The sequence below is a fragment of the Rhizobium sp. M1 genome (genome assembly GCF_002531805.1).
Lineage (GTDB): Bacteria > Pseudomonadota > Alphaproteobacteria > Rhizobiales > Rhizobiaceae > Rhizobium > Rhizobium etli_C.
Genome location: NZ_NWSW01000002.1, coordinates 303,754 through 329,679, shown reverse-complemented (window position 1 = coordinate 329,679; position 25,926 = coordinate 303,754). Strand labels below are relative to the sequence as shown.

Here is a 25,926-nt window from a genome sequence, read left to right as displayed (position 1 = left end):
AAATGAGCAAGCACATTGAGACGCAGGACGGCTTCAATTCGAGCAGGCGTGGTCTGATAAAGGCGACCGGCGTCGCCGTCGCGGCCATGAGCCTGATCCCGGCGGCGGCCGCGACCCGGGCCCTGGCTCAGACCACGGATTGGGACAAGACGTTCCTCAAGAGCGACAAGGTCGACCATCAGAAGGTCTCGTTCAAGAACCGATACGGCATCACTCTGGCGGCAGATCTCTACCTTCCCAAGGATCGGGACAACAGTAGGCTCGCCGCCATCGTCGTCAGCGGGCCGTTCGGCGCGGTGAAGGAACAGTCGTCCGGGCTTTATGCGCAGACGATGGCAGAACGTGGATTTGCAACTCTTGCCTTCGATCCATCATATACCGGAGAGAGCGGCGGCGAACCGCGTAACATCGCCTCGCCCGACATCAACACCGAGGACTTCAGTGCCGCAGTGGACTTTATCGGCCTGCGGCCGGAAGTCGATCGTGAGCGCATCGGCGTGATCGGCGTCTGCGGCTGGGGCGGCATGGCTTTGAATGCCGTTGCCGTCGACAAGCGCGTCAAGGCAGTCGTCGCCAGCACCATGTACGACATGACGCGCGTCATGTCCAAGGGTTACAACGACAGCGTTACCCTGGAGCAACGCACGCAGACGTTGGAGCAGTTAAGCCGGCAGCGTTGGGTCGATGCGGAAAAGGGTACTCCCGCGTACCAGGCGGCGTATAACGCCGAAGTCGGTCCAGATGCACCGCAGTTCATGGTCGATTACCACGACTACTATTCGACGCCGCGCGGCTATCATAAGCGCGCTGTCAACTCGCGCAACGCCTGGTCGCAGACCACGCCGATCTCGTTCATGAACATGCCGATTCTGACCTACATCGCGGAGATCTCGCCGCGTCCGGTGCTGTTCATCCACGGCGAGAAGGCTCACTCACGCTACTTCAGTGAAACCGCCTTCGCAGCCGCCGCCGAGCCGAAGGAACTGATGATCATTCCGGACGCAACCCATACCGACCTTTACGACCGCGTGGACAAGATCCCCTTCGACCGGATGGCCGAGTTCTTCGGTCGACATCTGGCATAAGCGAAACTCGCCGGCCGAACTATCACAGGCGGCGATGTGACCTTCTGGTCACAACGCCGCCTCTGATTTCGTCGATCTCCGCCTTCGATAGCTGGGCTACGAAATCCTAGCGGATGGTCCGGTCATGAGGAATTTCCCGGCTGCGCCGGCGAAACAGATTGGCTCACAAGGAAACTCTGCAGTGCCGCCATCCATGCGAGCCAGAGCGCCGTTCTCGCGCGGCGCATGTCCGTTGATCAAGTCCTCGAACGGGTCGGGATTGGCCTCATCCGCTGTCACATCTCCGGCAGGCCGGCCTTTCGGAAGCCGTCGACGAAGTGGTCTCGTACAGCTGCATCGCGCAGCGGCTGGGAGCTGAGCCAATGGCCGATGGTGAAATGAGGGTGGGCGATCAGAAACAATTCTGCTTCTCGCCGCGCCTCCTCGCTGTGGCCCAACTGCGCAAGCGCAGCAGCCAGGAATTTGCGTGAGTTGGTACGATAGGTTTCTTTCCTGCGCAGCGTAGCGATTGCCGCCTCATAGTCACGCGCGGCATACTGCGCCTGCCCAAGATGACAAAGATACCAGCAGGTTGGATGGGGATTGAGCCGCAGGGCTTTTTCGATCTGCGCCAGTCCGTCGGCAACCCTGCCGTCCAGCACGGACATGTCCGACATGGCGGCCCAGGTGTCGGCGTGGTTGGGGTCCAGCTCCAGGGCCTTGGCGAAGGCGGCATCCGATTCCTCCCATCGCCGCTCATAAGCCAAAATGGTACCCAGAACGTAACGGCAGCCGGCATCGTTGGGATCCAAGTCTACCGCCTTCTGCGCTGATGTCACCGCCATCCGGCGGTTAGGATCTTCGGGCTCGCCGAAATGAGTCCAGGCAAGCCAACGGTTATAGGCCAGCAGACCGAGCGCCTCGGCATATGATGGATCGAGCTTGACCGCGCGTTGGAGCAGCATATAGGCCTCACGCTCGGTTTGCGGCGACTCTTCCGTCAGGAGGCGGGCGCGCACACACAGATCGTACGCCTCGAAGTTCTTCGGCCGATTGCGCGGTACCGGGATGGTCAGCCGGCCGACGAGGGCTTCAACAATCTTGGCGTTCACTTCATCTTGTAATTCGAAAACATCTTCCACCGTCCTGTCAAACCGGTCGGCCCATACGTGCTGGCCTCCAAGCGCATCGACCAACTGGGCATTGATGCGGACACGGCCCATTGCGCGTCTGGCGCTCCCCTCCAGCACGTAGCGGACGCCGAGTTCCTGGGCGACCAGCCGTACGTCGACCGGTTTGCCCTTGTAGCCGTACACGGAATTGCGCGCGATGACGAACAGGCCAGCCGTACGGGAAAGGTCGGTGATCAGGTCTTCGGTCAGGCCGTCGACGAAAGGCGCGTCCGCTTCATCCCCACTCATATTCGTGAACGGCAGGACAGCGACCGAGGGACATTCGGGCAGCGGCAATATGCTCTGCAGCGCATCCGGCCAATGCCACACGTGAACCGGGCGGGTCAGGTTCTTCAGGTAGCGTTCGCCTGCATCAAAGAACCGGTCGCCGATCTTGCCGACGATCTCGCCGTGAACGCTGCCTGAAATGCAGATACCTCCCGGTGCGGCCTGCGTCTCCAAGCGCGCCGCGACATTGACGCCGTCGCCGAGGATGTCTGAACCATCGTCAATGACATCTCCCAGATTGACGCCGATACGCAAAAGCAGGCGCCGGTCTCCGGAAGCCTCGATAGCAGTGGTGGTCCGTTGCATTTCCAACGCTGCAGCGACCGCTTCCACCGCGCTACCGAATTCGATCAGGAATCCGTCGCCCATGACCTTAAAGATGCGACCGTTATGGCGCAACACAGCCGGCTCGATGACGCCAGAACGGAGTTCCCTGAGGTTATCAAGCGTTGCGGCTTCATCAGCCTCCATCAGGCGTGAATATCCCACCACATCGGCAACGACGATGGCAGCAAGGCGACGCTGAAGAGATCGATCCGTCATGTGAGGACAAGCCCAACGACCGGGTTCATAAGTTATTGCTCAAATACGGGTCAGTCAACAAGCGGCAAGAGGTGATGTCCAGGCGGACGAGAACATGGAAGAAGCTCTGCGGGACATCTCAAGCGAATTGGTGCTGACGCGAGACGACGCCATCAGGTATATCGTCCGTGAGTGGATGGAGAAGAACACCTATTTGCCGGTGCATGATCTGGACGAAGATGGCGATACGGATGGGGAAGCTTGATTGAGTGACGATCGAATTCAGCTATGGATCGCCCTGTGCATCGTAGGCCCATTTTGCGCCTACTACTGGTATTGGTTCATCAGGTCGATCATATTCTACAGTAGAAACGGCTTCAATTTCACCGAAGAGTTCGGGCCAGAGGCCTACTGGGCCGATCGCGGAGGTGATGATGATTGCGTGTTGATGAAGCCAAAAGAGAAGTTCTTTATCGCCGGGCCAACTTTCGTGTTAGTGACCTCTGTCATGTTGATTTTCTTAGTTTTAGCTTTGATGGGAATTATTTAGCCTTGCGTCGTTTTCAGACCTAGCTCTTAAAGATCATTCGATCTCGTAAACCGCCGCATTATCAGCTGCATCGCGCAGCCCCTTATATGACGGGTGGCGCAGCTTGCCGTCATGCGTCAAGCCTCCGTATTGGATCTCGGCGACCAGCTTAGGCTTTATCCAGATCAGGCGCCCACCGGAATATTTGACGGCCGGTTTGGTCGCCTTGATCTTGTCCATCGTTGCGCGAAGCTTCATTGCCTCGTCTGCCTTGAAGCCCGTTCCGACCGACCCGACGTAAACCAGTTCGCCACCCTTCCGAGCAGCCAGCAAGCGCGCCGATGTTCCCGAAGCCGTCGCTCTGGATGCATTTGATTTTCAGCCAGTCGCCGCCGCGACCGCGATAGGTGCTGAGCGATGGGGGACGCTCTTATTGCCGGCGGACAGGGTTACAATCAAGGAATGCAGCGACAGCAGCCCACGTATACGCCGACGACCTGCACGTCGACCCCGCAAAGCACCTGGGTTGGTGGCCCGGTCCGTCAGGTTAGGACCACCTGCTATTGATGATCGCAGGATTGATCTTTTGCGCCTCACTGACGGCCGTCGACGGCGACACCGTCAAGTGCGACGGGCAGAACATGCGACTGCTGGGGGAAGGTGTTCCGTTCGTCTCGGGCATCGACACGAGCCGTCGAGCGGGAGCAAACCTAGGCTTCTATTTTCGCAGGATCTTCTCCATCGCCCTGCCCTTGGCGAGTTCGTCGATCAGTTTGTCCAGGTAGCGGATTTCCCGCATGGTCGCTTCCTGGATCTCTTCCACGCGGACGCCGCAGATCAGGCCTGTGATCTGCGATCGGGAGGGGTTCATCTCAGGTGCCTGCGCAAAGAAATCCTCGAAGTTGGTGTTCCTCGCCAACTGATCGTCGAGGCTCTCTCGGCTATAGCCCGTCAGCCAGCAGATGATTTCGTCGACTTCCGCCTTCGTGCGTCCCTTCTTCTCCGCCTTGGCGACATAGTGGGGATAGACGCTCGCGACGCTGACTGAATAGATGCGATGCTTCGTCATGCGTTCTCCTGAATGTTGCAGGTATTTCCCGGCTGAGATGGCTGGGCGACAAGCATTAGCCGTCACAGGCCGGGAAATGAGCAACCCTCCGGCGGCGCGGGCGCGGCCAAGATTGGCTCATGGACGGAAACTCTACAGCGCCGCTGGCCATGATCGCAATTGGAGCAATCCAGCCGAAGCCACTCGTCTGCTGTCGGCCCGAAGGGGACATTCCGGCCCGTCGACCGGAGCAATCCTTCAGCCAGATATTGCCGAAAATGCAATCAGCTTGGGATTCAGATGTAGTCGGTGACTTGACCACGCTCGACGTAACCGAAAACACGGAAACCGTCGGCTGTCTCCTCGCCCGGCACATGGATTTTCCTCAGTGCAGATTGAACAAGTTCACGTTGGTGGGATGTGGTGACGTGGATGTCAACATGGACGATGTCTTCATATCCGCCGTTGCGGAAGTGATAGAACCATTCTCGATCAGGGCCGTAGCGGTGGCCATTCGCTACGAGTGTACTCCATGCCGGGCTCGGATCGAGTGCATACATTGCCAAGCGGACTTCGTCCCACTTGGTATTATTCATGACTGGGTTGAGCATATCGCTACCTTTCACAGCCGACTGATCGTAACGCTCGACCATATGGAAAAGCTGCCGCGTTCTACAAGGCGTAATGACCGCTTATGGCGCATTGCCGCCGGCAGCATTGGCAGTCGGTCGGTGGTGTCTTTGATCGCATTTCTGCTAAAGCTGGAAAGCAAATCGCCCACTGCCGAAGTGTGAAGGGCGCAACGGGCTGATAGGCTGTTGTCTTGAAGGAGGAGCGCTGGGATGAGCACCGACCGGGATACTGTGCGGTCCTATGATGCGGCCGCGGCGGAGTACGCTGCCGAGGCCGCGGTGATGCCCGAATGGGTCGCGACCGAGATCGATGCGTTCGTGACCGAGCTCCCCGGCTCGGGCAGGGTGCTGGAGATCGGAAGCGGTGGCGGGCGAGATGCACTTGAGCTTGAGAAGCGGGGCATCAGCGTCCGGCGCACCGACATTTCGAAGGGTTTCGTCGAACTGCTGCGCGAAAGTGGCTTCGAGGCCGACCTGTTGGACCCGCTGACCGATGACCTGGCCGACCCGCAGCGTCCCGGCATGCCGTACGACGGGATCTGGGCCTGTGCCTGCCTCATTCATGTCGCGCGCGAGGATTTCGGCACGGTGCTTGGACGGCTTGCCGAGGCGACCCGGACCGGTGGCCGACTGCATGTCTCGGTTCGGGAGGGCGACGGCGAGGATCTATCCACACACGGCAGTGCTGCAGCACCGCGGCGCTACGTCGAGACGTACTGGCGCGAGCCTGCCCTGCGGTCGGCACTCACAGACGCCGGCTGGATTGTCAGCGAGGTACGTCGCTACGTCGGAAGGCCCCATGATCGCTGGCTGAGCGTTCGGGCGAGTCGGGCCTGAGGCAAACAGACCTTGCGGGAATGGCCGGTTGTGGCGCCGCTATGAACTCCAGGTGGTCACCGGAACGTCGGCTTCCGGGCGAAGGCAAAGATCGCCTCTGTGGCCGAGATGAGGACGCATTGCTGACCTTGCGTTCCAGCCGAAAGAATGGCCAGTCTTCGTCGGACCCCGGCACCCTCCTCACGTGTTGTTGATCGCGATCTCGCAGCGGCTGGTTGCACCGCACACTTTTTGCTGTTCTTTTCGCACCTGCGAACAACTCGCTTCTGTAACCCGCCGGACGAGAGACATTCCTCCCAGTCCGACGTCCGGCCAGAAAGAGGATCCGAACATGGGTGATCTCCTGAAAGGTATCTCCAGTTTTCGCGGCGCGGTTTTTCCCAACCAGTCGGCGCTTTACCGCAAGCTGGCGAGGGAAGGCCAGCAACCACAGGCTCTGATGATATCCTGCGCCGACAGCCGGGTGATGCCCGAAACCATCACGCAAGCGGGTCCGGGCGATCTCTTCGTCTGCCGCAATGCCGGCAACATCGTTCCGCCGTTCTCGACCCTGAATGGCGGGGTCTCATCCGCCATCGAATATGCGATCCTGGCGCTCGGCGTCAGCGACATCGTCGTGTGCGGCCATTCGGATTGCGGCGCCATGAAGGGCCTGTGCCATCCGGAGCTGCTGCAGCCGATGCCGAATGTCGCAGCCTGGCTGCGCCACAGCCACGCCGCCCATTCGATCGTCTGCCGCGCCTATCCGGACGATCTTTCCGAAAGTGACCGCGTGCGCGCCGTGGCGATGGAAAACGTCGTCGTTCAGCTCGATCACCTGAAGACGCATCCTTCGGTGGCCGCGAAACTCGCCACCAGCGAGATCACCCTGCATGGCTGGTTCTTCGACATCGAGACCGGCGAAGTCCAGGTCTATGACGGGGCGAAAGCGACCTTCACGGTGCCGCAGGAGGGAGAGCCGCTGCCGGTTGCGGTCACCGGCCGCGATCGGCCGCATGTCATGGCGCAAATCGCAGCAACGCTTGCCGCGGAGTAGCGCCATGACAGCAGTGAGCTCCACCTTTTCGCGCGACCTCGCCTCCTCGCTGGTCGTCTTCCTCGTCGCCATCCCCCTGTGCCTCGGGATCGCCATCGCCTCCGGCGTGCCGGCGTCGATGGGCCTGATCTCCGGCATCATCGGCGGCATCGTCGTCGGCTTCCTATCGGGCTCGCCGCTGCAGGTCTCCGGACCTGCCGCCGGACTTGCCGTCATCGTCTTCGGCTTCGTCGAGGAATACGGCGTCGCCATGCTCGCCCCCGTCCTGATCGCCGTCGGCTTCCTGCAGATCGCCGGCGGGTTCCTGCGGGTCGGCTCCTGGTTCCGGGCGATCTCGCCGGCCGTCGTTCACGGCATGCTCGCCGGCATCGGCATCCTGATCATTTTGGGGCAGATTCATGTGCTGATGGATGCCAAGCCCGCTGCCGGCGGGATGGAGAACGTCGCGGCGATGGAGGACAGTCTCGCCCGTCTTTGGGGGACCGGCCTGACGAGCCAGGCAACCGCCTTGAAGGTCGGCCTCATATCCCTGCTTGCAATGGTGTGCTGGGAGAAGTGCCGTCCGAAATCCCTTGCGCTGGTTCCGGGAGCGCTGGTCGGTGTCGCAGCGGCGACGGTTCTTGCCGCCGCATTGCAATTGCCGATCGCGCGCGTCGAGGTCCCCACCTCGCTCGTCGACAGCATCACACTGCCGACCGCGGAAAACTTCGCCCGGTTGCTGGAGCCCGGCGTCATTCTCATGGCGGTGATGATTGCCGTCATCGCGAGTGCCGAAACGCTTCTCTCGGCTGCCGCCGTCGACCGGATGCATGACGGCGTGCGCACCCGGTTCAACAAGGAGCTGTTTGCTCAGGGCGTCGGCAACGGGCTCTGCGGCCTGCTTGGCGGATTGCCGATCACCGGCGTCATCGTCCGTTCCTCGGCCAACATCCAGGCCGGCGCACGCACGCGGGCCTCCGCCATCTTCCACGGGATCTGGATACTGGGCCTGGTGGCGCTGGCGCCAAGCCTCTTGACCCTGGTTCCCTTGTCGGCCCTCGCCGCGGTTCTGCTCGTCACCGGATGGCGGTTGATCAGCCTGCGCCATGTCAGACACCTGTTCGAGCATCATGGACTGGTGCCGGTCGGCATCTGGGCGGTGACCGTCGCCATGGTCGTCCTGCAGGACCTGCTGGTCGGCGTGGCGCTCGGCCTGGCGCTGTCGATCATCGAGATCGTGCCCTACCTCAGGCGCAAACTCGCGATCAGGCACGCCGAGATAGACGAGGAAATCCATGTCCAGCTCGGCGGCGCAGCGACCTGCAAGGATGTGCCCATTCTGCTCAACACGCTCGAGCAACTGCCCGAGGGCCGCAAGGTCAAGATCGTCGGCGAGGACCTCCATTACATGGATCACACCAGCGCCGAAACCATCAGCGAATGGCTGCGACGCGAGGCAAGGGCCGGTCGGGCCATTGAAATTCATCCGCCGCCGGCGGCACGCCACCCCCGCCTGAAACCGCTGTTTCAGCGCTTTGCGACCGAGGTCGCCTGATCAAATCTGGGGAGGGCGAACGCCCTCCCCAACTCGCTTCTTGTCCATGGGAAACCCAAAACGGACATTTTAGAGCTCGGCGGTTAGGACTTCAGGGGTGCTTCTACATCCGAAAACGCCTGTACGGCACCCGGCAGCCTTGGCCCTTTGATCTCGATCGCAGCAACGGATTCGTTCAGTCCCGCGATCTCCGACGACGAGAACGACACGGCAGAGGAGCCGATGTTTTCGATCAAGTGTGCCATCTGCGTCGTGCCGGGTATCGGCACGATCCACGGCTTCTGGGCCAGGAGCCAAGCGAGCGCAACCTGTCCCAGCCTTGCCCCCTTCCACTCAGCCCAGGTCTTCAAAAGTTCTACGAGGGCAAGATTGTGGGGAAGGTTATCTGGAGAGAAGCGTCCCTCGATGCCGCGGATGTCGCCCTCCGCAAATCGAGTCTTCTCGTCGATTGCGCCGTTTAGGAAGCCGACACCCAGCGGGCTCCAGGGTACGAAGCCTATGCCCAGTTCCTGGCAGACCGGGATCGATGTCTTCTCCGGTCCGCGCCACAACATCGAATACTCGCTCTGGACGGCAGTCACGGGAAGTGCCGCATGGGCTCTACGGAGGGTGTTCAGACCCATCTCGGAAAGGCCCCAGTGCAGAACCTTTCCTTGGTCCATCAGGTCCTTGACGGCACCAGCCACGTCCTCGATCGGCACCTGCGGATCGACGCGGTGCTGGTAGAGAAGGTCGATGCGATCCGTCCGCAACCGTTTCAGCATGCCCTCGACAGCCAGCTTGATATGCTCCGGCCGGCTGTTGAGCCCCGGTCGGCGCGCTCCAGTCTCAAGATCGATGTTCCATCCGAACTTCGATGCGATGACGATCTGGTGCCGGAACGGCTCGACGCCTTCGCCGAGAATGCGCTCGACTTCGTGGGGGCCGTAGGCCTCGGCCGCATCATAGAAGGTCAGGCCGTTGTCGAACGCCGAACGGATGATATTGTGCATCTCGGCGCGTGTCGGGATTGTCTGCTGGTAGGTGCGGCTCATGTTCTGGACGCCTAGACCGACACTCGAAACTTCGAGCGCGCCGAGCTTCCTGCGGCCGATTGCCGAAACTGACGCAGCTGTTGAGGCCGCTGGTGTAGTCGAGGACTGCGCGGACGCGATGTCCGCGTTTGCCGCTATGGCGAGACTTGCCGCGGACATCAGCAATCCCCGTCGATTCAGTTCCATTCTCTGGTTTTCTGTCATCGTCATTCTCTTTCGTTATTCAAACTTCGCGACCATCGTCGCGCGGCCTGGAGCCTGCCAGCTTGCCGTCTTTCACCTCGTCGACCCGCTTGCCGACCACGGCGTTCGGGACGGCGGCGGTAAAGGCGCGCTGAGTTCGAGGGAACGGGGAACGTAGGCAGCATTGGTTCAGAGCTTGCGCGTGCCAAGCCACTTCACCATTGCCGGATCGCGATGATCGAAGAAGCTGCTGGCCTTCTGGTCGAGCGAACCGATCGCCTCAACGTCTTTCTGGTCCAGCGCGAAGTCGAAGATCGAAAAGTTCTCCGCCATCCGCTCTTTACGCACCGATTTAGGGATGGCGACGATGTTGCGTTGGATCAGCCATCGTAGCACGACCTGCGCAATGCTTTTGCCATGCTTGTTACCAATCGACCGCAAGAGTTCGTTGGTGAACAGCCCGTTCTTCCCCTCCGCGAAAGGACCCCATGCTTCGGGTTGAACGTTGTATTCCTGGAGCAGCTTCTCTGCGTCCTCCTGCTGATGGAACGGGTGGATTTCGATCTGATTGACCGCGGGCACGATCTCGTTGTGAAGCACGAAATCCAGCAAACGGTCGGGATAGAAGTTGCTGACGCCGATCGTGCGGATGCGACCCGCCTTGTACAGTTCTTCCATCGCACGCCATGCGCCATAGACATCACCGAAAGGCTGGTGGATGAGCCAGAGGTCCAGATAGTCGAGCTGCAGCTTGTTTAGGGAACGTTGGAAAGCGGCCTTGGCGCCCTCATACGTCGCGTCCTCGATCCAGAGCTTGGTTGTTACAAACAGATCGCTTCGATCAATGCCATGGTTGCGGATCGCGGTGCCTACGGCCTCTTCGTTGCCATAGGAAGTTGCGGTGTCGAGCAAACGATATCCGACATCGATCGCGTCACGGACGCTGCGCTCGCACTCGGCAGGATCGGGTACCTGAAAGACGCCGAAGCCAAGGATCGGCATCTCGATCCCGTTGTTCAGGGTCACTGTGGGAACGGTACTGGTCATGTCATTTTCCTTCTCTCTAACGCGAGAGCTCTGCGGATCGCCGCCGTTTCACTTGCCGACGCGCGCCTGAAGGTGTGTAGGATATCTGTCGCCAACGATATCGACCTTGGAGAGCGCGTCCGCGGGTCGCGCCCTTGCACCCAAGGCCGAGCGCCGAGACTTCGAGGTTGCCGGTCGGGCTAAAAGATATCCCTTGCCGACATTTTAGATTAGGGGCAGTAATCGGCATGAGGCTATAAGGGTGCCTAATGAATGCCGCAGGAGAACTTCAACGATCTGCTCGCCTTCGTCACCGTGGCGCGCGAGGAGAGTTTCACTCGCGCCGCCTTGAAGCTTGGCGTCTCGCAGTCCGCCCTAAGCCAGACTATCCGTGGTCTCGAAGAGCGGCTGGGCATTCGGCTGCTGACGCGCACGACGCGGCGGGTATCACCGACGGCGGCGGGTGAACGTCTTCTTCTGACGGCGGGACCGAGGTTCGAAGAGATTCAGGCGGAACTCGCTGCGCTCAGCGAGATGCGGGACAAGCCGGCCGGGACGGTCCGGATCACGGCCGGCGAGCATGCCGCGATCTCGGTCCTTGCGCCGGCGCTCGAAAAGTTCCTGCCCGACAATCCGGACGTCAACGTCGAGATCACCGTGGACTACGGCCTGACGGATATCGTCGCCGAACGCTACGATGCGGGCGTGCGGCTCGGCGAGCAACTGGCGAAAGACATGATCGCTGTGAAAATCGGCCCGGAAATGCGCATGGCGGTGGTGGGAGCGCCTTCCTATTTCCGGCAGCATCCGTGGCCCGAGATCCCGCAGGACCTGACGGCGCATAATTGCGTTCAGATCCGGATGCCAACCTATGGCAACATCCTCGCGTGGGAGTTCGAGAAGGACGACCACGAACTCAAGGTCCGGGTCGAAGGCCAGATGGTGTTCAACAACATTGCAATGCGCCTTGATGCCGTGAGGCGAGGCCTCGGTCTCGCCTATATGCCCGACGATCTGGTAGCAGACGATATCGCGCAGGGCAGGCTTGTCCGCGTTCTTGAGGACTGGTGCGCGCCATTTGCAGGTTACCACCTCTACTATCCTAACCGACGACACGCCTCGCCGGCATTCGCACTGGTGGTAGAAGCTCTGCGGTACCGCGGGTAACACGGTGATCAACCGTCTGTGATTAATAAGGCAGGCTAATACCTTCAATCGGAAATGAGCATCTAATCAACTGAATGCTGCTCGCGTAGCCTTCTTCCAACTTCATGTTGCAAGGCAGGTATCGGGCATGTTTTCCAAAACTCTTTCGGCCGTCGCGTTTTCCGCACTCGTTCTGTCTTCAGGTGCAGTCTACGCCCAACCAGTCGCCAAACCGGAGCCTCTCGTAGTCCGGGAGCAGGGCAGCTTCGCGGTTGGCGGCACGGTGTCGGCCACAGCCGGAACCTACAACAACAATGCTCCGAGCTCCGAGGGTCAGACGCTTCACGGCGACCACGCCTACGTCTTCTATCAGGTGCCCGAGAACCCGAAGTCGCTGCCGATCGTCATGCTCCACGGAGCCTATCAGTCGGCACGCTCCTGGGAGACTACGCCGGACGGTCGAGACGGCTTCCAGAACATTTTCCTGCGCCGTGGGTATCCCATCTATCTGGTGGATCAACCGCGTCGCGGCCGCGCGGGCAACAGCACCGTCGCGACGACGATCGAGCCGACGCCATACGACCAGTTGTTCTTTGACCAGTTCCGGATTGGCAAATGGCCGGACTACTTCGGCGACGTCCAGTTCTCGCGTGATCCCGAAGCGCTGAACCAGTTCTTCCGCTCGGTCACGCCGAACACAGGCCCATTCGATGCAAACGTGATCTCGGACGCCATGTCGACCCTGTTCACAAGGACCGGACCGGCAATCCTGTTCACGCATTCGCAGGCGGGCGGACCGGGATGGCTGACGGCGATCAAGAACCCCAACGTCAAGGGCATCGTGGCGCTGGAACCGGGCAGCGGTTTCATTTTTCCCGAAGGCGAGGTCCCGGCCGATATGCCGAGTGCCGCCGGCACCCTCAAGGCCGAGGCCGTTCCCGCCGCGGACTTCGAAAAGCTCACCAAGCTACCGATCGTTATCTACTACGGCGACAATTTCCCGCTCGAACCGACCCAGGAACGCGGACAGGACAACTGGCGCGTCCGCCTGGCGATGGCGAAGCTCTGGGTAGAAACCGTGAACAAGCACGGCGGCGATGCCACGCTCGTTCATCTGCCGGATATCGGCATAAAGGGCGGTACGCACTTCCTGATGTCGGATCTGAACAACGTTGAGATCGCCGACCAGGTCTCGAAGTTCCTCGCGGACAAGAAGCTCGACTGACCAATCTGCGCGCTGTCGGAAAGCGTCAGCGCGCGGAACTTCACATATTGAGGAGCCTCAAAATGGCAATTGAAATCATCGACACAAGACGACGCGACTTCCTGGGTGCAGGTGCTCTCGTCATCTCCGGTGCGATGCTGGGAGTTTCCGCAATGACGACCACCGCTGCCGCCGCCGATTACAAGCAGAATCCGTTCACACTCGTTTACGACGGCGCGATCACCAGGAACGAGACGGGGAAGGTGAACATCCATCCGATGAACTACAAGCTCAATGGTCTCGACATCGTCGCCAACGTCTACACGCCGCCCGGCTACGATCCGGCGAAAAAGCATCCCACGATCGTTCTGGCGCATCCGAACGGGGGCGTGAAAGAGCAGACCACGGGCCTTTACGCGCAGCGTCTGGCGGAGCGAGGTTTCATCACGATCACGGCCGACGCCGCCTATCAGGGCGGAAGCGGCGGTGAACCGCGCAACACCGACAAGCCGCAGTTCCGCATCGAAGATATCCACGGAATGGCGGACTTCATCAGTCGCTTCCCCGGTGTTGACACGGCACGCCTCGGCCTTTTCGGCATCTGCGGCGGTGGCGGCTACTCTCTGGCGGCTGCAAAGACCGACAAGCGCCTCAAGGCCGTGGCGACGCTCAGCATGTTCAATTCTGGCCGCGTCCGCCGCAACGGCTTCCAGGACAGCCAAATGGAAACGATACAGCAGCGCCTGCAGCAGGCCTCGGCAGCCCGCGCACAGGAAGCAGCGGGCGGCGAGATCCTCTATTCCGGGGACGCCAATCTGACGGACGCCCAGATCGATGCTCTTCCGTTCGATCTTTATCGGCAGGGCTATCACTACTACTGGCGCACCCATGCACATCCTGGCTCGACCTTCAGGTACACGACAAGCAGCTTGATGGATTTGATGCGCTGGGACGCCACGGGCGAGATCGCGCTCATCGACGTGCCGCTCCTGATGATTGCGGGCAGCGAAGCCGACACCCTTTACCTGACCGAGGACGCGTTCCCGAAAGCGACGGGCACCAGGGACAAGGAACTGTTCAAGATCGAGGGTGCCAAGCACATCGAGACCTATTGGGTTCCCGAGTATGTCGAAGCGGCCCTGTCCAGGTTGAAGCCGTTCTTCGACCGTCACCTCGCTTCCACGTGACGGTTTTCCCAGGCGTGCGAAGCGCCTGCTGCCCAATCGTCGGCAGGAGCCATGCACTGAATTATCGAGAGGAAATCAACTTGAAGAAACTCATGTCGGGAATACTCAGCGCTGCCATCGTCTTTGGAGCCGGAATGGAGACAACCATGGCACAGGAACCAGCATCGAATCTCGAGTCCGCCCGTTCGCGAACTCAGCAACTGATGGGCGATATCGCACCCAAGCTGGCGGAACTGACGGACGACGTCCTTTACGCCGATGTATGGGAACGGCCGCAGCTCTCTCAACGAGACCGTAGCCTGGTGACGGTCGCAGCGCTGATCGCCCTCAACCGTCCTGACCAGCTTCGTTCACATCTCGTTCGCGCCAAGGCCAACGGCCTGACGGAAGAGCAGCTCGTCGAGACCATCACGCATATGGCGTTCTATTCCGGCTGGCCGAGCGCTGTGTCGGCGGTGGCGATCGCCAAGGATGTCTTCGCAGAGAAGTAGATCACGGTCGAGCCAGCACGGCCCTCACCATGACAGGTACCCCATGAACATGACGACCCTTATGACTGTTGCCCTATCCCTTGGCGCATCCGCTGCTTTCGCCGAACCCGACAAGGGCGTGACGGTAACCCGAGCCGGTACCCAACCATCGACGGCCGGTCCGTCGACCAGCTTCACCGGAGCCGTCCGAGTCGATTCCCGCTTTTCCGCGACTGCCCCCGCTACAGTCAGTGGAGGCACGGTGACCTTCGAGCCCGGCGCGCGCACCGCCTGGCACACCCATCCTCTTGGTCAGACCCTGATCGTCACGGCAGGCGTCGGCCTCGTCCAGCATTGGGATGGCGAAGTGCAGGAAATCCGTCCGGGCGACATCGCCTGGATACCGCCGGGGGTGAAGCACTGGCACGGCGCGACGGCGACCACCGGAATGTCGCATATCGCCATTTCCGAGGCACTGGACGGCAAGTCGGTCGCGTGGATGGAACATGTTTCCGACGAACAATACGCGCGGTGAGCTCTGGTCCAACGTCGATGAGGTTTCGATGAAGAAAATAATTGGCGGCATAAGTGGTGCGGCTCTGGCTGGACTGACGGTCGTCTCGGTGGGGATGCAAGTCCACGCCGAGCCAACGCGCACTACGATGCCTGACATTGGCAAGCTTGTTCATTATACCACCGTCGAGCGGGGCGAGGTGACCGAGCACATCATGACGACCCGCGAGGCGATCGAGGCCGTCAAGCGCGGCGAGCCGATTCCGAACGGCACCCATGTCGCGCTTGTCGACTACCGAGACGGCAAGGTCTTCCGCTACTTCATCATGGAGAAGGGCGAGGGCTGGGGGCAGGACTACGACGAGAACCGACGTACGGCCGACTGGCAGTTCCAGTGGTTTAAGCCCGACGGCACGATCAACATGGACGAGAACACCGAGCGCTGCCAGCGGTGTCATACCTCGCGATCCGGCCGTGAGTTCCTCTACACCTACAACGACATGCGACGGTTCGAGTTGGAATGAGCCGCATCTTGCCTTTCCGCCTGTTGCTGGACTTCCTGGCGGTTGTCCTGATCATCGCATGTCTTGCCTATTGGTGGCTCGACAACCTCTCTCACGAGTTGTTCGGGACGGCGCTGTTCGCGCTCGTCATCGTCCATAACGTCTTCAACAGGCGTTGGTACGGCGGTGTCGCGCAGCGGAACATGAATGCCGTCCGCCTGGTGAACCTGGCTGTGATCGCCTGTCTCGGCATCGGCATGACTGTCATGCTCGTCACCAGCCTGCTCATCTCTCGGGATGCGTTCCCATTCGCGGCGGCCGGCGGCGCCTTTGCTGTCCGCGAAATCCATATGTTCGCGGGATACTGGGTGTTGCTGATCGTTTCAATGCATCTCGGGACGCGTTGGCAGGTGGTGATGAATGTCGGCCGGGGCGTGTTCCGGATCTCTGCCCCAAACGTCTATCGCACGGCCGCGTTGCGACTGGCCGCCTTGGCCATCGCTGCATGGGGTCTCAAAAGTTCCGTCGATATGGGGTTCGGGTCGAAGCTCATGCTGACCTATTCGTTGGACATGTGGGATTTCAACGAGTCGTCGCTGGAGTTCTTTCTCAATTATGGAGCCATCGTCGGCATGTTCGCCTGCGGGATGCATTGTGGGCTGAGGCTGGCTCGGCGATCAGAGCGCAACACGTCCTAGGGACTGCCTCGTCGACGACTACATGTCAGCTTTCGGACGCGGATGCGCCGCGTCTGTCGCTGCCGCCGGCAATCGGCCCCAAATCCGTCACCGCCTGCGGCTGCCGCCCCAGCGACCTACTTCACCGGCCAGACAAAAAGCAGCGCTGGCACGCTGACCAGGATGATCAATGCCGACAGCGGCAGGCCGAGACGTGGGTAATCGGAGAACCGGTAACCGCCGGGACCGAAGACGAGCGTGTTGCATTGATGGCCGACCGGGGTCAGGAAGTCGCAGCCGGCGCCAATTGCCACCGCCATCAGGAAGGCTTCCGGCCTGAAGCCGAGACTGGTTGCAAAGCTCGCGGCGATCGGTGCCATGACGAGAACGGTCGCGGCGTTGTTGAGAAAGGGTGTAACGGCCATGGCGCTGACCAGGATCAGGCCGAGTGCCCCCCATGCCGGCAGATTCATCGCCACCGCACCCAGCCAACCGGCGATCAGGTCGCTGCCGCCGGAGGTGCGCAAGGAATCCGAGACGGGAATAAGGGCGGCGAGCATAACCAGGATCGGGCCGTCGACCGCTTTATAGATATCCGTCAGTGGAATGGCCCGGAAAACGACCATGCCTAGCGCCGCTGCGAAGAAAGCCACCGGAACCGGCGCGAGGCCAACGGCGGTCGTGGCCATGGCGAGGGCCAGGATCAGAAGCGGAATGAAGGCACGGCGGCGGGTGCCGAGCATCACCTCCCGCTGGGCGAGCGGCAACAGGCCAAAATCCTGCAGAAGCGCGGCCAGGCTTGCCCGGCTGCCCTGCAGGAGGAGGATATCGCCGACGCCGAGGGTCAAGCTGCCCAACCGTTCCTTGAGGCGTTCGCCGCGCCGGCTGATCGCCAGGATGTTGACCCCGCGCGTGTAGGAGAGCGCCAGCTCCTTGGCCGAAAGCCCGGTGAGGGACGAGTCCTGGCTGACGATCGCCTCGAGCGAAATGATGTTCCTGTCCGGCAGGCCATCTTTCGTCAAAGGCTTGCCGGAAAGCTTCAATTTCCCTTGTGATACGATGCGGTCCATGGCAGCCGAGGGGCCTTCCAGCATCACAATATCGTCGGAGCGGAGCGTCAGATCAGGAAACGGCGCCATCCTGGTGCCGCCGCGCAGGACCGCCGTGGCGATGACCTCGCCATCGCCGAGCTTCACGAGGTCGCTGAGCGCCCGCTGAAGCAGCGTCGACTGGTCGGTGATTGCGACTTCGCTCGTGTAATTCTTGATCTCCACGACATCTTCGATGGCGTGGTCCTGCTTGGTGCGGCTTGGCACCAGCCTGTGGAAGAACAGCAGAAAGGTGATGCCGACGACCGTCAGGATGGCGCCGATCGGCGTGAAGTCGAACATGGTGAAGGATGTTCCGGTCATCTCCTCCCGCAGCCGCGATACGACGATGTTCGGCGACGTGCCGACCTGCGTCATCAGTCCGCCAAGCAGGGCGGCGAATGACATCGGCATCAGGTATTTCGAGGGAGAAGCGCCGGATTTCCTTGCGAACTGAAAGGCGACCGGCATCATGATGGCGAGCGCGCCGATATTCTTGATGAAGGCAGACAGCAACGCCACGGCGATCGTCAGGAGCGCGAGCTGGGTATGAAACGTGTTCAGGTTTGGGAAAAACCGCTTGATCGCGGCATCGACGATGCCCGACCGGGCCACGCCCGCGCTCACGATCAGGGCGCTGCCAACGATGATGACGATGTCATCCGAAAAGCCGGAAAAGGCTTTTTCCGGCGGGACTATCCCGGTCGCGACCGCCAAAACGAGCGCGCAACAGGCAACGACATCATAGCGGAAGCGATCCCAGATGAAGATCGCCATCATGAGCCCGATGACAGAAAACGCGATGATCTGCTGTGTCGTCATACGGACCTGGAATAAGGCTGGGATGTCGCCGACAACCGAGCGGAACAAGATATTTGCGGGAACGCCGTGACCTCCGGCGGGTTCCCTGCCTTGCTAATCTAGCGCCTGTCAGCCTCCTGACCAGCGTCTGCGTGAGCGGATAAGCTGGGCACGCCGGCGGCCCCCACCACCAGACATTGTGACATGTTGGCGGCCGGCGGACTGATGCGAGGGTCACCCGATTGGTCGGGGCCGCTGCCACTCCGTGGAATTCGGCCCTTTGCGGATCGCCATACCATCGCGCCGAATAAAGGGTATAGTACTCCAGTCGGCGATCTTAGCAGGGCGAGGCCGACTGGGAGATCAGACGTGCTCTTGCCTTGGGTGAGGCCACAAACAATGTCTCTAAACCTCTTAAATCTTCCGGAACTCTCCGAGCGGCATATAGAGATGCTCGCGAAGGTAATAGCCGATTGGTGCGACGCGAACTCCCTCGACGCAGGCGGGGATTGCGCGCAAGCCGCATACGCTGCCGCCGTCGATCTTTTGAGTGCAAACACAGACATGTCAGCGAGCCAGTTGCGACAGACGCTGGACCTCCGGATGGCTGAAAATAAGCGTGAGGAACCTTCGTCGTAGACCGAGGTTGGGGTGAAGCGGGCGCTCCATTTAGCGGGATGCCCGCTGGCGATGGAGCCTGTCTTGTGGACGAGTGTCGTCAATCTACACCTGCGAAAATCGATCACCGTGAGATCGGCGAAACAGGCGTTCGATCTTCTATCGGCCCGTTGGCCGGTCTCTGAGGAAAAGGCTTACATCGCGGCCCTTGAAGCCAGTGAAGGCGCCGATGACGGACATGTTTCAGACGATAGCGCCCGGGAGTTGTTCTTGTTGGCGTTGAAGGAAGCCGAGATCCCCTACTCGACCGATACAGAATGAGGAGAGCCAACACGGGACTATAAATTGGTCGCATGGCAAAGCCGGCAGGCACTGCGGCGCTGACAGTAGGAAACGCAGTGGCCGCGGGTTGACCGACACGCTTGTCTTCATTGTCGCGATGACATCCGCGCCCTCCCCATCGCGGAACGATACTTGTTGGCTCCATTTTCAAAGGCACGGCCGGCCTCGACGCGCAAGGTTGCCAGAGAGGCGGCAGCCATTGGGAACCGCTCCGCAGTTCCTTCGCTACGACGATTGCCATTTCGGGGGCTCAGCCGAGGAGAAAGTGTCGCAGGCCTGGCTGAACCTTCTGAGCGACGGTCGCCGCCTTGAAAGCTCGCGATAGTCCTGTCGCGGAATTCACCCTCCGGTCTGCAGTACCGGAGCCCGAACAGCAAAATACCCCGCCAAGACGGGGCATTTTGTACCAGATTGATGCGACCTTATCAGTGATGCCGCACTGCAGGGGGCGGACAGGTAAAAGAATGACAGAGTTCGAAAAATCTTCAATTTACCTGATCTTACTAATCCTACTGCGAAACCTGTTTTGCGCTCAGATCAACCGGATTTATGACCTCCGGCCCGACATTTCTGACAGTCAATACGCGAGGCGTAATGGGCCACATCATCATCGCGTGGTCATCGAACGGCTTCATCAGACCGCGTGGGTTTGGATCGGACGCCCGTAATCCTCGGCACGAAGCACGACCGGCATCCGATTGTGGATTTCCCAAGGGCCGGATATGGGCAGTCGGTGCACCCCGTCAATACATAGCGGTTTTGTATTTTCTCGATCTCTCGCGGTCATTCAGGCATTCGCCGCAGATTTTGGTTGCCGGGGGGACCTAAGTCGGGCTGGCAAGCTGAGAGCCCGCTGCACATATTGTTTTTGAGGCAACATGAGGTCCGCGGGAGGGCGGCGGAACAGGAAGAAGAAAATGGAGTATGGCCCTAACAATCACCAGGAGCACTGTCAGGAAGGCCATAGTACGGCAGCGACCATCGCGACCATCTCGGCAACTCTTGCCGCCGATCCGGACGTTGACAGCAGCGCCGTCGAAATCAGAATGCTCGGCCCGGTCGTTCTGCTCGAAGGCTACATAACAAAGGCCGCGGATCGCGACAAAATCATCTCGCTTGCAGCGTCGATCGTCGGCTGGGAAAACGTCCAGGACCGGATGCTGAGCCGCTTCCCGTCGTAGTAGTGGATGTCAATGGGCGGCACCCAATTGGACTAGGACCAAGGTCGGAACAAGCCCGGCAGCGGCAGATCTCAGCCCTCACGCCCCCTCACCGCCCAGGAAGTCGTATCGTGATCGGGATGCTGGTTGTTGCTCGCCTTGATCGCCGCCGCCCAGTCGGCGCCGTTGGTCTCGGTCGCACCGGTATTTTCCAATCCCGTGATCGTCTCGAACCAGGTCACCATGTTCTCGGTGCAGGTATTGGCCAGCGGCGGGAAGGCGTTGGGATCGTCAAGCGAGCCGATCATCAGGTTGGTGCGGCCGTTTTCGCGGTGGTGGAAGAACAACGGCGTGCCGCAATTGGCGCAGAAGCCGCGCTCGACCAACTCCGAGCTCTTCCAGACGCTCGGCTGGCCGCGTGTCCAGGTCAGCGCATCATCGGGCGCGGCGACGAGCGCGGCAAAGATGCTGCCCGAGGCTTTCTGGCACATGCGGCAATGGCAGAGATGCGAATTGTCGAGCATGACGCTTGCGTGGTAGCGCACGGCGCCGCACTGGCAGCCGCCGCTCACTTCCCTCTCGATGCGCTGCATTTTTTCGTCTCCTGCAAGAAGCGGGTTTGGCCGCAACTCTTTTAGGTTGTCGTCTTTTGATCGTCCAGCCTCGCCGGAGCGGATGCAATTCTGGTGTTGCCGGTTACATCGAATGCAACCAGCGCGCTTTACATTCCCTTATGGCTTTGTAGGCATGATCCCCATCCAGCGAGATCGGAGAGCAGCCTTGTTTGTATATACCGTGCTGGCGGCGCTCAGCCTAAGCTTTGCTTCAGCTGCAATGGCTTCTCCTGAATTGATCGGCTGCAAAGGCGACTGGACGAAAACCATCGAGTCGCTCGAGCCCAGACCTGCCGGGCCGATGAATTTGTCGGCCATACGCTGCCTTCCGATCTTCCACGACGGCTACCCGGTTTACCTGTCCCCCGATGGAAGCAAGGCCTTTACCTCTCACGCTATCAAAGGGCTGTGGGTCGGCAGCGTTGATCGGGCCGGTGCAAACTACACATTCCCGATGCATGGGTTCAGCTCCCTCTGGACGCCGATCGTGCCCTTCGAATGGCTGCCCGACTCGTCTGCGGTCCTCGGCGTCGCCCAAGACAAAGACCGTTCGGGCTTCGCGCTCGGAGGCCTGCAACCGTACCTGTTCACCGAGACCGGCGGCCAGACGCCTTTGCCCGTTCTCACCCATCCGAATGGACCGCTGGACGAAATCTTTTGGATCGGCGGCACCGGCCTGGCCTTCGCAACATTCGGCACCCGGGGTTCCTACTATAGGCCCGAACATGAAGACCCGCACCCGACGATCGCTCTCGTCGACGCCAAGGCGGGTCGCGTCCTGGATGCCGTTGAAATCGCAACGATCCCAACGCCGCCTAACTATAGGCGCTTTCTCGCGGCGTCTTCCCGGATCGACCGGAGCGGGCGGGTACGTGTGCTGACCGCGTGGTGGCCGGACACGTGGATGCTCTGGGACCAAGGCGATAAACCAAGGATTTTGCCGATCCACAACAAGGCAATGCATCCACGCTACACGCTTTCCATAGACGGAAACAAAGTGCTGATCATGGGAAATCTCAGCGCTACCGGTTGGATCTGCGAGTTCGGAAACCCCTGCCCGCCACCGACGCCGCAGTCGGGAATGATCGCGGAGCTAAGGGAGGTGGTCTCGGGTCGGCTGATTTGGTCGATAACCGGGGAAGCCTATGATTTCTCCATCAGTCGTGTCCCCGCCATCAGCCCGGATAACCGCTACGCTCTCATAACGATGCAAAGCGAAAAGGAATACGTTGCCCTTGTATCGATGACGGATGGTTCTGTTCTTCAGCGCTTTGAAATGCCCGGCTGGGCCAGCCCAACCCTCGGCTTCTCCCCGGACGGCGAAGTAGCCTGGATCACAGGCGGGTCGGTCATGGCGACCTTCACGATCGGGACACAGCAATGAAATATAGCGCCTGCGCAGCCCCTCGCATCGGCTTTTCCGCAGGCCTTCCAAGCCTATCGGCGACGCGGTTTCTTTTCTGCTCAGTGGTGAAAGCATGACGTGGAAAGTAAAAATACCTCTGCTCATTGTGGGCTGTTTCTTGGCGATGTCGGGTGTCCTGTTCCGGTCCTTTTGGCTGTCCGAATGGGGAATGCCCACCTTCATCGTCCTGGTGTGGCTCGTTATGAGCCTCGCTTTTGGATGGGGAGGAAACGGCAAGCCCTATTCGCTCCGCTTCGGCTTCATTTGCGGCAGCGGCATCGCCCTCGTCTTTCTGGCGACCGGCTATGTCCACCGCTATGCCGGCTTCGCCCTGCTGTTTGCTCTTCTCTCACTCGGCATCAAGACGAAGTTCTTTGAACGCCGCTGGAGGTGAACGGTTGCTGTCGTCTCCTGACGCGGCTGATCAAATTATTTCATCGGCGCGGGAACAAGACGCTCCGCCAATCGTAAGGATTATGGGCCGTGCGGAGGTGCTAACACAGCCATGCACTTCGATACTCTGTGCGGCCCACTCTCGTGACACCAGAGCGATAATCACACAGCCTCGCCAAGCTGGCTTCCAGCCACCTCATCTCCTCAATCGAAATCCAAGACTTCACCATAAGGCTTACCGCCCAGCCCTTTGGCAACATACCATTCCAGCCATGCGGGCTCGCTGATAGCGCCGTGTTTTTTCAAGGCTTCGAACAAAATCCCGGCGAGCCGCTCAGGCTTGGGAACCAGCCTTTTATCGATCACGAAACAATCGAGTCTCTTGTGGGGGAAAACGCCTTCCGGGGGAATTCTGGCGTCAGTGATGAAAAAACGTGCGACATGCGCACTGACCTGACCGCTGCCGCCCTTGTGCCGCGTGACATGGTAGACGCTGCCGGAATCGAAGCATCCTCCGCGAGAAAATTCGACGTAAAATTCCGGCGACAAATCGAGGTCGTTCATTGGCGGTTCCAACAGCAGAGGCGAAGCTAGAATCGAAGGCTTACCGCAAAAAACAAAAGCTTCACACCCTTCTGGAATGTGCTTGTAACGGTGGGGTGAATTCCGTGGCAAATCCAGCGATGGTGAGGGGATGGCAGCGGCGTTGCGCCTCTTGCCGGCAGCCCTCCCCGACCTCCGTCATTCCAGGCCTTGAGCCTGGAATCCATGGCCGCAGTCGGCGAGGCCGGCATGGGTCCTCGGGTCAAGCCCGAGGACGACGGAGGGTGGGGTGGACTTATGGCAAATCCAGCGATGGTGAGGCAATGGCGGCGGCGTTGCGCCTCTTGCCGGTAGCCCTCAAAACCTCCGTTGCGCCTCTTGCCGATGCCCCTCCCCGACCTCCGTCATTCCAGGACTTGAGCCTGGAATCCATGGCCGCAGACGGCGAGGCCGGCATGGGTCCTCGGGTCAAGCCCGAGGACGACGGAGGGTAGGTGGGCTCCGGCGCGACGCCGCGGCACGTGCAGAAGAACCCTCACCCGCCCTTCGCTTTCCGCAGCGCGATCAGCCCGCGGCGCAGCCACAGCAATTGCTGCGGCGGCATGTGGCGCAGGTGTTCGTAGTCCATCACCGCGACGTTATAGACGGTGCTCTTCACCTGCGGGCCGTCCTCGCAGGCAAGCAGGATCGCCTGCAGCGCCATCATGCGGTTGCTGGCCTTGCGGGCGCGCTCGGCGAGGCTTTCGGTCACCTCGCCTTCATGGCCCTTGACGGCAAAGAGCGATTGCGCCCTTGGGCTCGGGGCCGGGATGCCTGTTGTCTTGTGGTAGCGGGCCATGGCTTCGGCATAGTCGTCGCCGGCCTGGCGCTGCTCGTCGGTGATGACGCCATCGAGGAACATGCGGCCGAGGGTATAGCCGGCATAGGGGCTTCTGACCGTCTCGTCATCAACCGTCCTGTTGAAGCCGTGGATGCGGCGGCGGGCGGCGACCGCGACGCTGACATTGTCCTTCTCGGTCTCGAAGGGCTTGATCTTGCCGCAGGGGAAACGCTCGACATTGGCCTTGCGCGGCCGGCCGGCGCCCTTTCCTGCCCGTTGTATCTTCACCTTGGTGGCCTTGCCGCCCATGCTGATTGTCCTTCTATCGAATGATGCCGTTTCTGAGTGCTGCGGCGACCAGGGCGGTTTCCTTGAAGACGCCGAGCTTCGCCTTGGCATTGGCGATGTGGGTGTTGACGGTGATCGGCGAGATGCCGAGGATGGCGCCGATCTCGGCGGCGGTCTTGCCTGCCGCCATCCAGCCGATGATTTCGCGCTCGCGCGGGGTAACGGCCCTCATGGCGCCGGCCCGTCGATGGTCGGCACGCGCGGCATCGTCACATGGGCGCCCGAGAGCGTCACCCGCGTCACCCGGTCGGGATGGCGGGTCGGCGCGGACACCTCAGCGTCGGGCGGCCTCAGCGCCGGCTGCCGCGAGGGAAACCTGTCGCGGTTGCGGTGCGCCATGTTGATGACGGTGTTCTTCTTCGAGCCGAACAGCTCGGCGATCTCTCGTGCCGAGTACCCCGCCTGCCAGAACCTCTGCGCCTCGACGATCTTGTCTTCGGTCCAGAACAGCGCTCTCATCCCATTGCCTCCTGTGTGTCTTGTGCGGCCCTTGTGATGACCGGGTTGTCGGGAAACATGTCTGCGAGCTCTCGCCTGGCGTTCAGGCTGCCGTTCGCCGCCTGTCTCAGCAGCTGCATCTTGTAGGCCGCGACCTTCGGCTGCGGCGGTTCGGGCCGCACTTCGATCGGCGGGCGGCTTTCCCTGGCCAACACCGCCTGCTGCTGGCGGGCCGCTTCGGCAAAGCTCGCCGCGCTCGGGGCGAAGGCGCGGTTCTGGTCCCTGACCTTGCCGGACAGGAACAGCTTGGCGGCGCGCCAGACCGCCTCGGCCGGAATGCCGTCGATGGCGACGAGATAGGCGCGGATCTGCATGTCGGGATCAGTGCCGGCGGAGGCCGGAAAGCCCGAAAGCATCCCGGCTATGATCGTCACCGGAGAGGAAATCTCTTGCGGCATCGACCAATGTCCTTCTGCCCGTGTTTGCATTGATCGATCCCGCTTCCCTCGCCTTCTCATTGAAATACCAGTCGGATTTGATCGCCCGCCAGCCGCGCAGGATCTGCATCTCGGCGGCGTCGACCGGATTGCCGGTCTTCAGATATTCTTTGACCTGGATCTTCGCCGCGTAAGCCGTCAGCGGCTTCTTCAGCGTGCGGCTGCGATGCTCGATGATCGCCGCCGCCAGCTCCTGCCCCAGCACCGGGCTGAGGATCTCCATGATGTCCTTGTTCATCGCTTCCTTTTCCATG

Annotated in this window: 29 protein-coding genes and 3 pseudogenes; 18 read left to right on the top strand and 14 right to left on the bottom strand. The window is 60.7% G+C overall.

All coding sequences use genetic code 11. The annotated features are described in order from the left end of the window. Nucleotides 1–2: 2 nt before the first annotated feature. Nucleotides 3–1,085, top strand: coding sequence for an alpha/beta hydrolase (locus CO655_RS03700; RefSeq protein ID WP_097663819.1), 1,083 nt, complete (start codon nt 3–5; stop codon nt 1,083–1,085). A gap of 275 nt (nt 1,086–1,360) precedes the next feature. Here CO655_RS03700 and CO655_RS03695 read toward each other — a convergent pair whose 3' ends face one another. Then, on the bottom strand, nt 1,361–3,067 hold the full coding sequence (locus CO655_RS03695; RefSeq protein WP_097663817.1) for an adenylate/guanylate cyclase domain-containing protein: 1,707 nt from the start codon (nt 3,065–3,067) through the stop codon (nt 1,361–1,363). A gap of 85 nt (nt 3,068–3,152) precedes the next feature. Here CO655_RS03695 and CO655_RS03690 point away from each other — a divergent pair. Next, nucleotides 3,153–3,311, top strand: a pseudogene (locus CO655_RS03690) (CopG family transcriptional regulator); the annotation flags it as partial. Then, nucleotides 3,312–3,596, top strand: coding sequence for a hypothetical protein (locus CO655_RS03685; protein ID WP_097663816.1), 285 nt, complete (start codon nt 3,312–3,314; stop codon nt 3,594–3,596). It abuts the pseudogene before it with no gap. 33 nt (nt 3,597–3,629) lie between these two features. Here CO655_RS03685 and CO655_RS03680 read toward each other — a convergent pair. Beyond that, nucleotides 3,630–3,987, bottom strand: a pseudogene (locus CO655_RS03680) (ATP-dependent DNA ligase); the annotation flags it as partial. 154 nt (nt 3,988–4,141) lie between these two features. Between CO655_RS03680 and CO655_RS34215 the strand changes: the two are divergent. Further along, a pseudogene (locus CO655_RS34215) lies at nt 4,142–4,264 on the top strand (thermonuclease family protein); the annotation flags it as partial. A gap of 29 nt (nt 4,265–4,293) precedes the next feature. Here the strand turns inward: CO655_RS34215 and CO655_RS03670 are convergent. Beyond that, nucleotides 4,294–4,644: a DUF2200 domain-containing protein gene (locus CO655_RS03670; RefSeq protein ID WP_097663815.1), complete on the bottom strand. Its 351-nt coding sequence runs from the start codon at nt 4,642–4,644 to the stop codon at nt 4,294–4,296. Nucleotides 4,645–4,919: 275 nt separating this feature from the next. Beyond that, entirely contained in the window at nt 4,920–5,183 is a 264-nt protein-coding gene (locus tag CO655_RS34750; protein WP_348628138.1) for a DUF6678 family protein, read from the bottom strand. 282 nt (nt 5,184–5,465) lie between these two features. Between CO655_RS34750 and CO655_RS03660 the strand changes: the two genes are divergently transcribed. The 3 genes from CO655_RS03660 to CO655_RS03650 all read left to right on the top strand — a co-directional run bounded on the left by CO655_RS03660 (nt 5,466) and on the right by CO655_RS03650 (nt 8,662). Next, complete coding sequence (locus tag CO655_RS03660; protein ID WP_097663814.1) at nt 5,466–6,092, top strand: class I SAM-dependent methyltransferase; 627 nt, start codon at nt 5,466–5,468, stop codon at nt 6,090–6,092. Between the two features lie 331 nt (nt 6,093–6,423). Beyond that, on the top strand, nt 6,424–7,128 hold the full coding sequence (locus CO655_RS03655) for a carbonic anhydrase (RefSeq protein ID WP_097663813.1): 705 nt from the start codon (nt 6,424–6,426) through the stop codon (nt 7,126–7,128). Nucleotides 7,129–7,132: 4 nt separating this feature from the next. Further along, on the top strand, nt 7,133–8,662 hold the full coding sequence (locus CO655_RS03650; RefSeq protein ID WP_097582611.1) for a SulP family inorganic anion transporter: 1,530 nt from the start codon (nt 7,133–7,135) through the stop codon (nt 8,660–8,662). An 83-nt stretch (nt 8,663–8,745) separates the two neighbouring features. On the opposite strand, the gene CO655_RS03645 is transcribed toward CO655_RS03650, so the two are convergent. Together CO655_RS03645 and CO655_RS03640 are read right to left on the bottom strand one after the other, a co-directional pair. Continuing rightward, nucleotides 8,746–9,900, bottom strand: coding sequence for an aldo/keto reductase (locus CO655_RS03645; protein ID WP_097663868.1), 1,155 nt, complete (start codon nt 9,898–9,900; stop codon nt 8,746–8,748). A 168-nt stretch (nt 9,901–10,068) separates the two neighbouring features. Continuing rightward, nucleotides 10,069–10,926 carry an aldo/keto reductase gene (locus CO655_RS03640; RefSeq protein WP_097608314.1) on the bottom strand — a complete coding sequence of 286 codons (858 nt, stop codon included), beginning with the start codon at nt 10,924–10,926 and terminating at the stop codon, nt 10,069–10,071. Nucleotides 10,927–11,178: 252 nt separating this feature from the next. Between CO655_RS03640 and CO655_RS03635 the strand changes: the two genes are divergently transcribed. The 7 genes from CO655_RS03635 (at nt 11,179) to CO655_RS03605 (ending at nt 16,626) form a co-directional block, all read left to right on the top strand. After that, nucleotides 11,179–12,072, top strand: a complete 894-nt coding sequence (locus tag CO655_RS03635; protein WP_097663812.1) for a LysR family transcriptional regulator — start codon at nt 11,179–11,181, stop codon at nt 12,070–12,072. Nucleotides 12,073–12,199: 127 nt separating this feature from the next. Next, complete coding sequence (locus CO655_RS03630) at nt 12,200–13,276, top strand: alpha/beta fold hydrolase (RefSeq protein ID WP_097663811.1); 1,077 nt, start codon at nt 12,200–12,202, stop codon at nt 13,274–13,276. Nucleotides 13,277–13,338: 62 nt separating this feature from the next. Beyond that, a complete protein-coding gene (locus tag CO655_RS03625) occupies nt 13,339–14,442 on the top strand; it encodes an alpha/beta hydrolase (protein ID WP_097663810.1) in 1,104 nt (367 codons plus the stop codon). Nucleotides 14,443–14,576: 134 nt separating this feature from the next. Next, entirely contained in the window at nt 14,577–14,933 is a 357-nt protein-coding gene (locus CO655_RS03620) for a carboxymuconolactone decarboxylase family protein (RefSeq protein WP_245423753.1), read from the top strand. A gap of 43 nt (nt 14,934–14,976) precedes the next feature. Beyond that, the gene (locus tag CO655_RS03615) at nt 14,977–15,447 is read left to right on the top strand and encodes a cupin domain-containing protein (protein WP_097663809.1); all 471 of its coding nucleotides are present in this window, start codon (nt 14,977–14,979) and stop codon (nt 15,445–15,447) included. Between the two features lie 28 nt (nt 15,448–15,475). Continuing rightward, on the top strand, nt 15,476–15,949 hold the full coding sequence (locus tag CO655_RS03610; RefSeq protein ID WP_010032679.1) for a cytochrome P460 family protein: 474 nt from the start codon (nt 15,476–15,478) through the stop codon (nt 15,947–15,949). Further along, nucleotides 15,946–16,626, top strand: coding sequence for a DUF4405 domain-containing protein (locus CO655_RS03605; protein ID WP_010032676.1), 681 nt, complete (start codon nt 15,946–15,948; stop codon nt 16,624–16,626). Before CO655_RS03610 ends, CO655_RS03605 begins: the two co-directional genes overlap by 4 nt. A gap of 116 nt (nt 16,627–16,742) precedes the next feature. Here CO655_RS03605 and CO655_RS03600 read toward each other — a convergent pair whose 3' ends face one another. Next, complete coding sequence (locus CO655_RS03600) at nt 16,743–18,515, bottom strand: SLC13 family permease (protein ID WP_097608321.1); 1,773 nt, start codon at nt 18,513–18,515, stop codon at nt 16,743–16,745. A 681-nt stretch (nt 18,516–19,196) separates the two neighbouring features. Here CO655_RS03600 and CO655_RS03590 point away from each other — a divergent pair. Continuing rightward, the gene (locus CO655_RS03590) at nt 19,197–19,433 is read left to right on the top strand and encodes a DUF982 domain-containing protein (protein ID WP_176539209.1); all 237 of its coding nucleotides are present in this window, start codon (nt 19,197–19,199) and stop codon (nt 19,431–19,433) included. A gap of 938 nt (nt 19,434–20,371) precedes the next feature. Beyond that, on the top strand, nt 20,372–20,635 hold the full coding sequence (locus CO655_RS03585) for a BON domain-containing protein (protein ID WP_097663806.1): 264 nt from the start codon (nt 20,372–20,374) through the stop codon (nt 20,633–20,635). 71 nt (nt 20,636–20,706) lie between these two features. Here the strand turns inward: CO655_RS03585 and CO655_RS03580 are convergent, their stop codons facing one another. Then, on the bottom strand, nt 20,707–21,207 hold the full coding sequence (locus CO655_RS03580) for a GFA family protein (protein ID WP_097663805.1): 501 nt from the start codon (nt 21,205–21,207) through the stop codon (nt 20,707–20,709). A 187-nt stretch (nt 21,208–21,394) separates the two neighbouring features. Here CO655_RS03580 and CO655_RS03575 point away from each other — a divergent pair, with 187 nt between their 5' ends. Both CO655_RS03575 and CO655_RS03570 read left to right on the top strand, forming a co-directional pair. Continuing rightward, nucleotides 21,395–22,612, top strand: a complete 1,218-nt coding sequence (locus CO655_RS03575) for a hypothetical protein (RefSeq protein ID WP_010034133.1) — start codon at nt 21,395–21,397, stop codon at nt 22,610–22,612. Between the two features lie 190 nt (nt 22,613–22,802). Next, nucleotides 22,803–23,027 (top strand): hypothetical protein, encoded by a 225-nt coding sequence (locus CO655_RS03570; RefSeq protein ID WP_245423750.1) that lies wholly within the window; start codon nt 22,803–22,805, stop codon nt 23,025–23,027. Between the two features lie 203 nt (nt 23,028–23,230). On the opposite strand, the gene CO655_RS03565 is transcribed toward CO655_RS03570, so the two are convergent. The 6 genes from CO655_RS03565 to CO655_RS03540 form a co-directional block, all read right to left on the bottom strand. Beyond that, nucleotides 23,231–23,590, bottom strand: coding sequence for a hypothetical protein (locus CO655_RS03565; protein WP_010034126.1), 360 nt, complete (start codon nt 23,588–23,590; stop codon nt 23,231–23,233). Between the two features lie 514 nt (nt 23,591–24,104). Further along, entirely contained in the window at nt 24,105–24,698 is a 594-nt protein-coding gene (locus CO655_RS03560) for a hypothetical protein (protein WP_010034122.1), read from the bottom strand. Between the two features lie 13 nt (nt 24,699–24,711). Further along, nucleotides 24,712–24,909 carry a helix-turn-helix domain-containing protein gene (locus CO655_RS03555; RefSeq protein ID WP_097663803.1) on the bottom strand — a complete coding sequence of 66 codons (198 nt, stop codon included), beginning with the start codon at nt 24,907–24,909 and terminating at the stop codon, nt 24,712–24,714. After that, the gene (locus CO655_RS03550; RefSeq protein WP_097663802.1) at nt 24,906–25,196 is read right to left on the bottom strand and encodes a GcrA cell cycle regulator; all 291 of its coding nucleotides are present in this window, start codon (nt 25,194–25,196) and stop codon (nt 24,906–24,908) included. Before CO655_RS03550 ends, CO655_RS03555 begins: the two co-directional genes overlap by 4 nt. Then, on the bottom strand, nt 25,193–25,591 hold the full coding sequence (locus CO655_RS03545; protein WP_097663801.1) for a hypothetical protein: 399 nt from the start codon (nt 25,589–25,591) through the stop codon (nt 25,193–25,195). The genes CO655_RS03550 and CO655_RS03545 overlap by 4 nt, the downstream gene beginning before the upstream one ends. Then, nucleotides 25,557–25,925 carry a hypothetical protein gene (locus CO655_RS03540; RefSeq protein ID WP_097663800.1) on the bottom strand — a complete coding sequence of 123 codons (369 nt, stop codon included), beginning with the start codon at nt 25,923–25,925 and terminating at the stop codon, nt 25,557–25,559. Before CO655_RS03540 ends, CO655_RS03545 begins: the two co-directional genes overlap by 35 nt. Nucleotide 25,926: the final 1 nt, after the last annotated feature.

Excerpts from the sequence above, each read along its gene's own strand:
- CO655_RS03700 (WP_097663819.1), top strand. The coding sequence starts at position 3 with ATGAGCAAGCACATTGAGACGCAGGACGGCTTCAATTCGAGCAGGCGT.
- CO655_RS03695 (WP_097663817.1), bottom strand. The coding sequence starts at position 3,067 with ATGACGGATCGATCTCTTCAGCGTCGCCTTGCTGCCATCGTCGTTGCC.
- CO655_RS03670 (WP_097663815.1), bottom strand. The coding sequence starts at position 4,644 with ATGACGAAGCATCGCATCTATTCAGTCAGCGTCGCGAGCGTCTATCCC.
- CO655_RS34750 (WP_348628138.1), bottom strand. The coding sequence starts at position 5,183 with ATGTATGCACTCGATCCGAGCCCGGCATGGAGTACACTCGTAGCGAAT.
- CO655_RS03660 (WP_097663814.1), top strand. The coding sequence starts at position 5,466 with ATGAGCACCGACCGGGATACTGTGCGGTCCTATGATGCGGCCGCGGCG.
- CO655_RS03655 (WP_097663813.1), top strand. The coding sequence starts at position 6,424 with ATGGGTGATCTCCTGAAAGGTATCTCCAGTTTTCGCGGCGCGGTTTTT.
- CO655_RS03650 (WP_097582611.1), top strand. The coding sequence starts at position 7,133 with ATGACAGCAGTGAGCTCCACCTTTTCGCGCGACCTCGCCTCCTCGCTG.
- CO655_RS03645 (WP_097663868.1), bottom strand. The coding sequence starts at position 9,900 with ATGACAGAAAACCAGAGAATGGAACTGAATCGACGGGGATTGCTGATG.
- CO655_RS03640 (WP_097608314.1), bottom strand. The coding sequence starts at position 10,926 with ATGACCAGTACCGTTCCCACAGTGACCCTGAACAACGGGATCGAGATG.
- CO655_RS03635 (WP_097663812.1), top strand. The coding sequence starts at position 11,179 with ATGCCGCAGGAGAACTTCAACGATCTGCTCGCCTTCGTCACCGTGGCG.
- CO655_RS03630 (WP_097663811.1), top strand. The coding sequence starts at position 12,200 with ATGTTTTCCAAAACTCTTTCGGCCGTCGCGTTTTCCGCACTCGTTCTG.
- CO655_RS03625 (WP_097663810.1), top strand. The coding sequence starts at position 13,339 with ATGGCAATTGAAATCATCGACACAAGACGACGCGACTTCCTGGGTGCA.
- CO655_RS03620 (WP_245423753.1), top strand. The coding sequence starts at position 14,577 with ATGGAGACAACCATGGCACAGGAACCAGCATCGAATCTCGAGTCCGCC.
- CO655_RS03615 (WP_097663809.1), top strand. The coding sequence starts at position 14,977 with ATGAACATGACGACCCTTATGACTGTTGCCCTATCCCTTGGCGCATCC.
- CO655_RS03610 (WP_010032679.1), top strand. The coding sequence starts at position 15,476 with ATGAAGAAAATAATTGGCGGCATAAGTGGTGCGGCTCTGGCTGGACTG.
- CO655_RS03605 (WP_010032676.1), top strand. The coding sequence starts at position 15,946 with ATGAGCCGCATCTTGCCTTTCCGCCTGTTGCTGGACTTCCTGGCGGTT.
- CO655_RS03600 (WP_097608321.1), bottom strand. The coding sequence starts at position 18,515 with ATGACGACACAGCAGATCATCGCGTTTTCTGTCATCGGGCTCATGATG.
- CO655_RS03585 (WP_097663806.1), top strand. The coding sequence starts at position 20,372 with ATGGAGTATGGCCCTAACAATCACCAGGAGCACTGTCAGGAAGGCCAT.
- CO655_RS03580 (WP_097663805.1), bottom strand. The coding sequence starts at position 21,207 with ATGCAGCGCATCGAGAGGGAAGTGAGCGGCGGCTGCCAGTGCGGCGCC.
- CO655_RS03570 (WP_245423750.1), top strand. The coding sequence starts at position 22,803 with ATGCCCACCTTCATCGTCCTGGTGTGGCTCGTTATGAGCCTCGCTTTT.
- CO655_RS03565 (WP_010034126.1), bottom strand. The coding sequence starts at position 23,590 with ATGAACGACCTCGATTTGTCGCCGGAATTTTACGTCGAATTTTCTCGC.
- CO655_RS03560 (WP_010034122.1), bottom strand. The coding sequence starts at position 24,698 with ATGGGCGGCAAGGCCACCAAGGTGAAGATACAACGGGCAGGAAAGGGC.
- CO655_RS03555 (WP_097663803.1), bottom strand. The coding sequence starts at position 24,909 with ATGAGGGCCGTTACCCCGCGCGAGCGCGAAATCATCGGCTGGATGGCG.
- CO655_RS03550 (WP_097663802.1), bottom strand. The coding sequence starts at position 25,196 with ATGAGAGCGCTGTTCTGGACCGAAGACAAGATCGTCGAGGCGCAGAGG.
- CO655_RS03545 (WP_097663801.1), bottom strand. The coding sequence starts at position 25,591 with ATGCTTTCGGGCTTTCCGGCCTCCGCCGGCACTGATCCCGACATGCAG.
- CO655_RS03540 (WP_097663800.1), bottom strand. The coding sequence starts at position 25,925 with ATGGAAAAGGAAGCGATGAACAAGGACATCATGGAGATCCTCAGCCCG.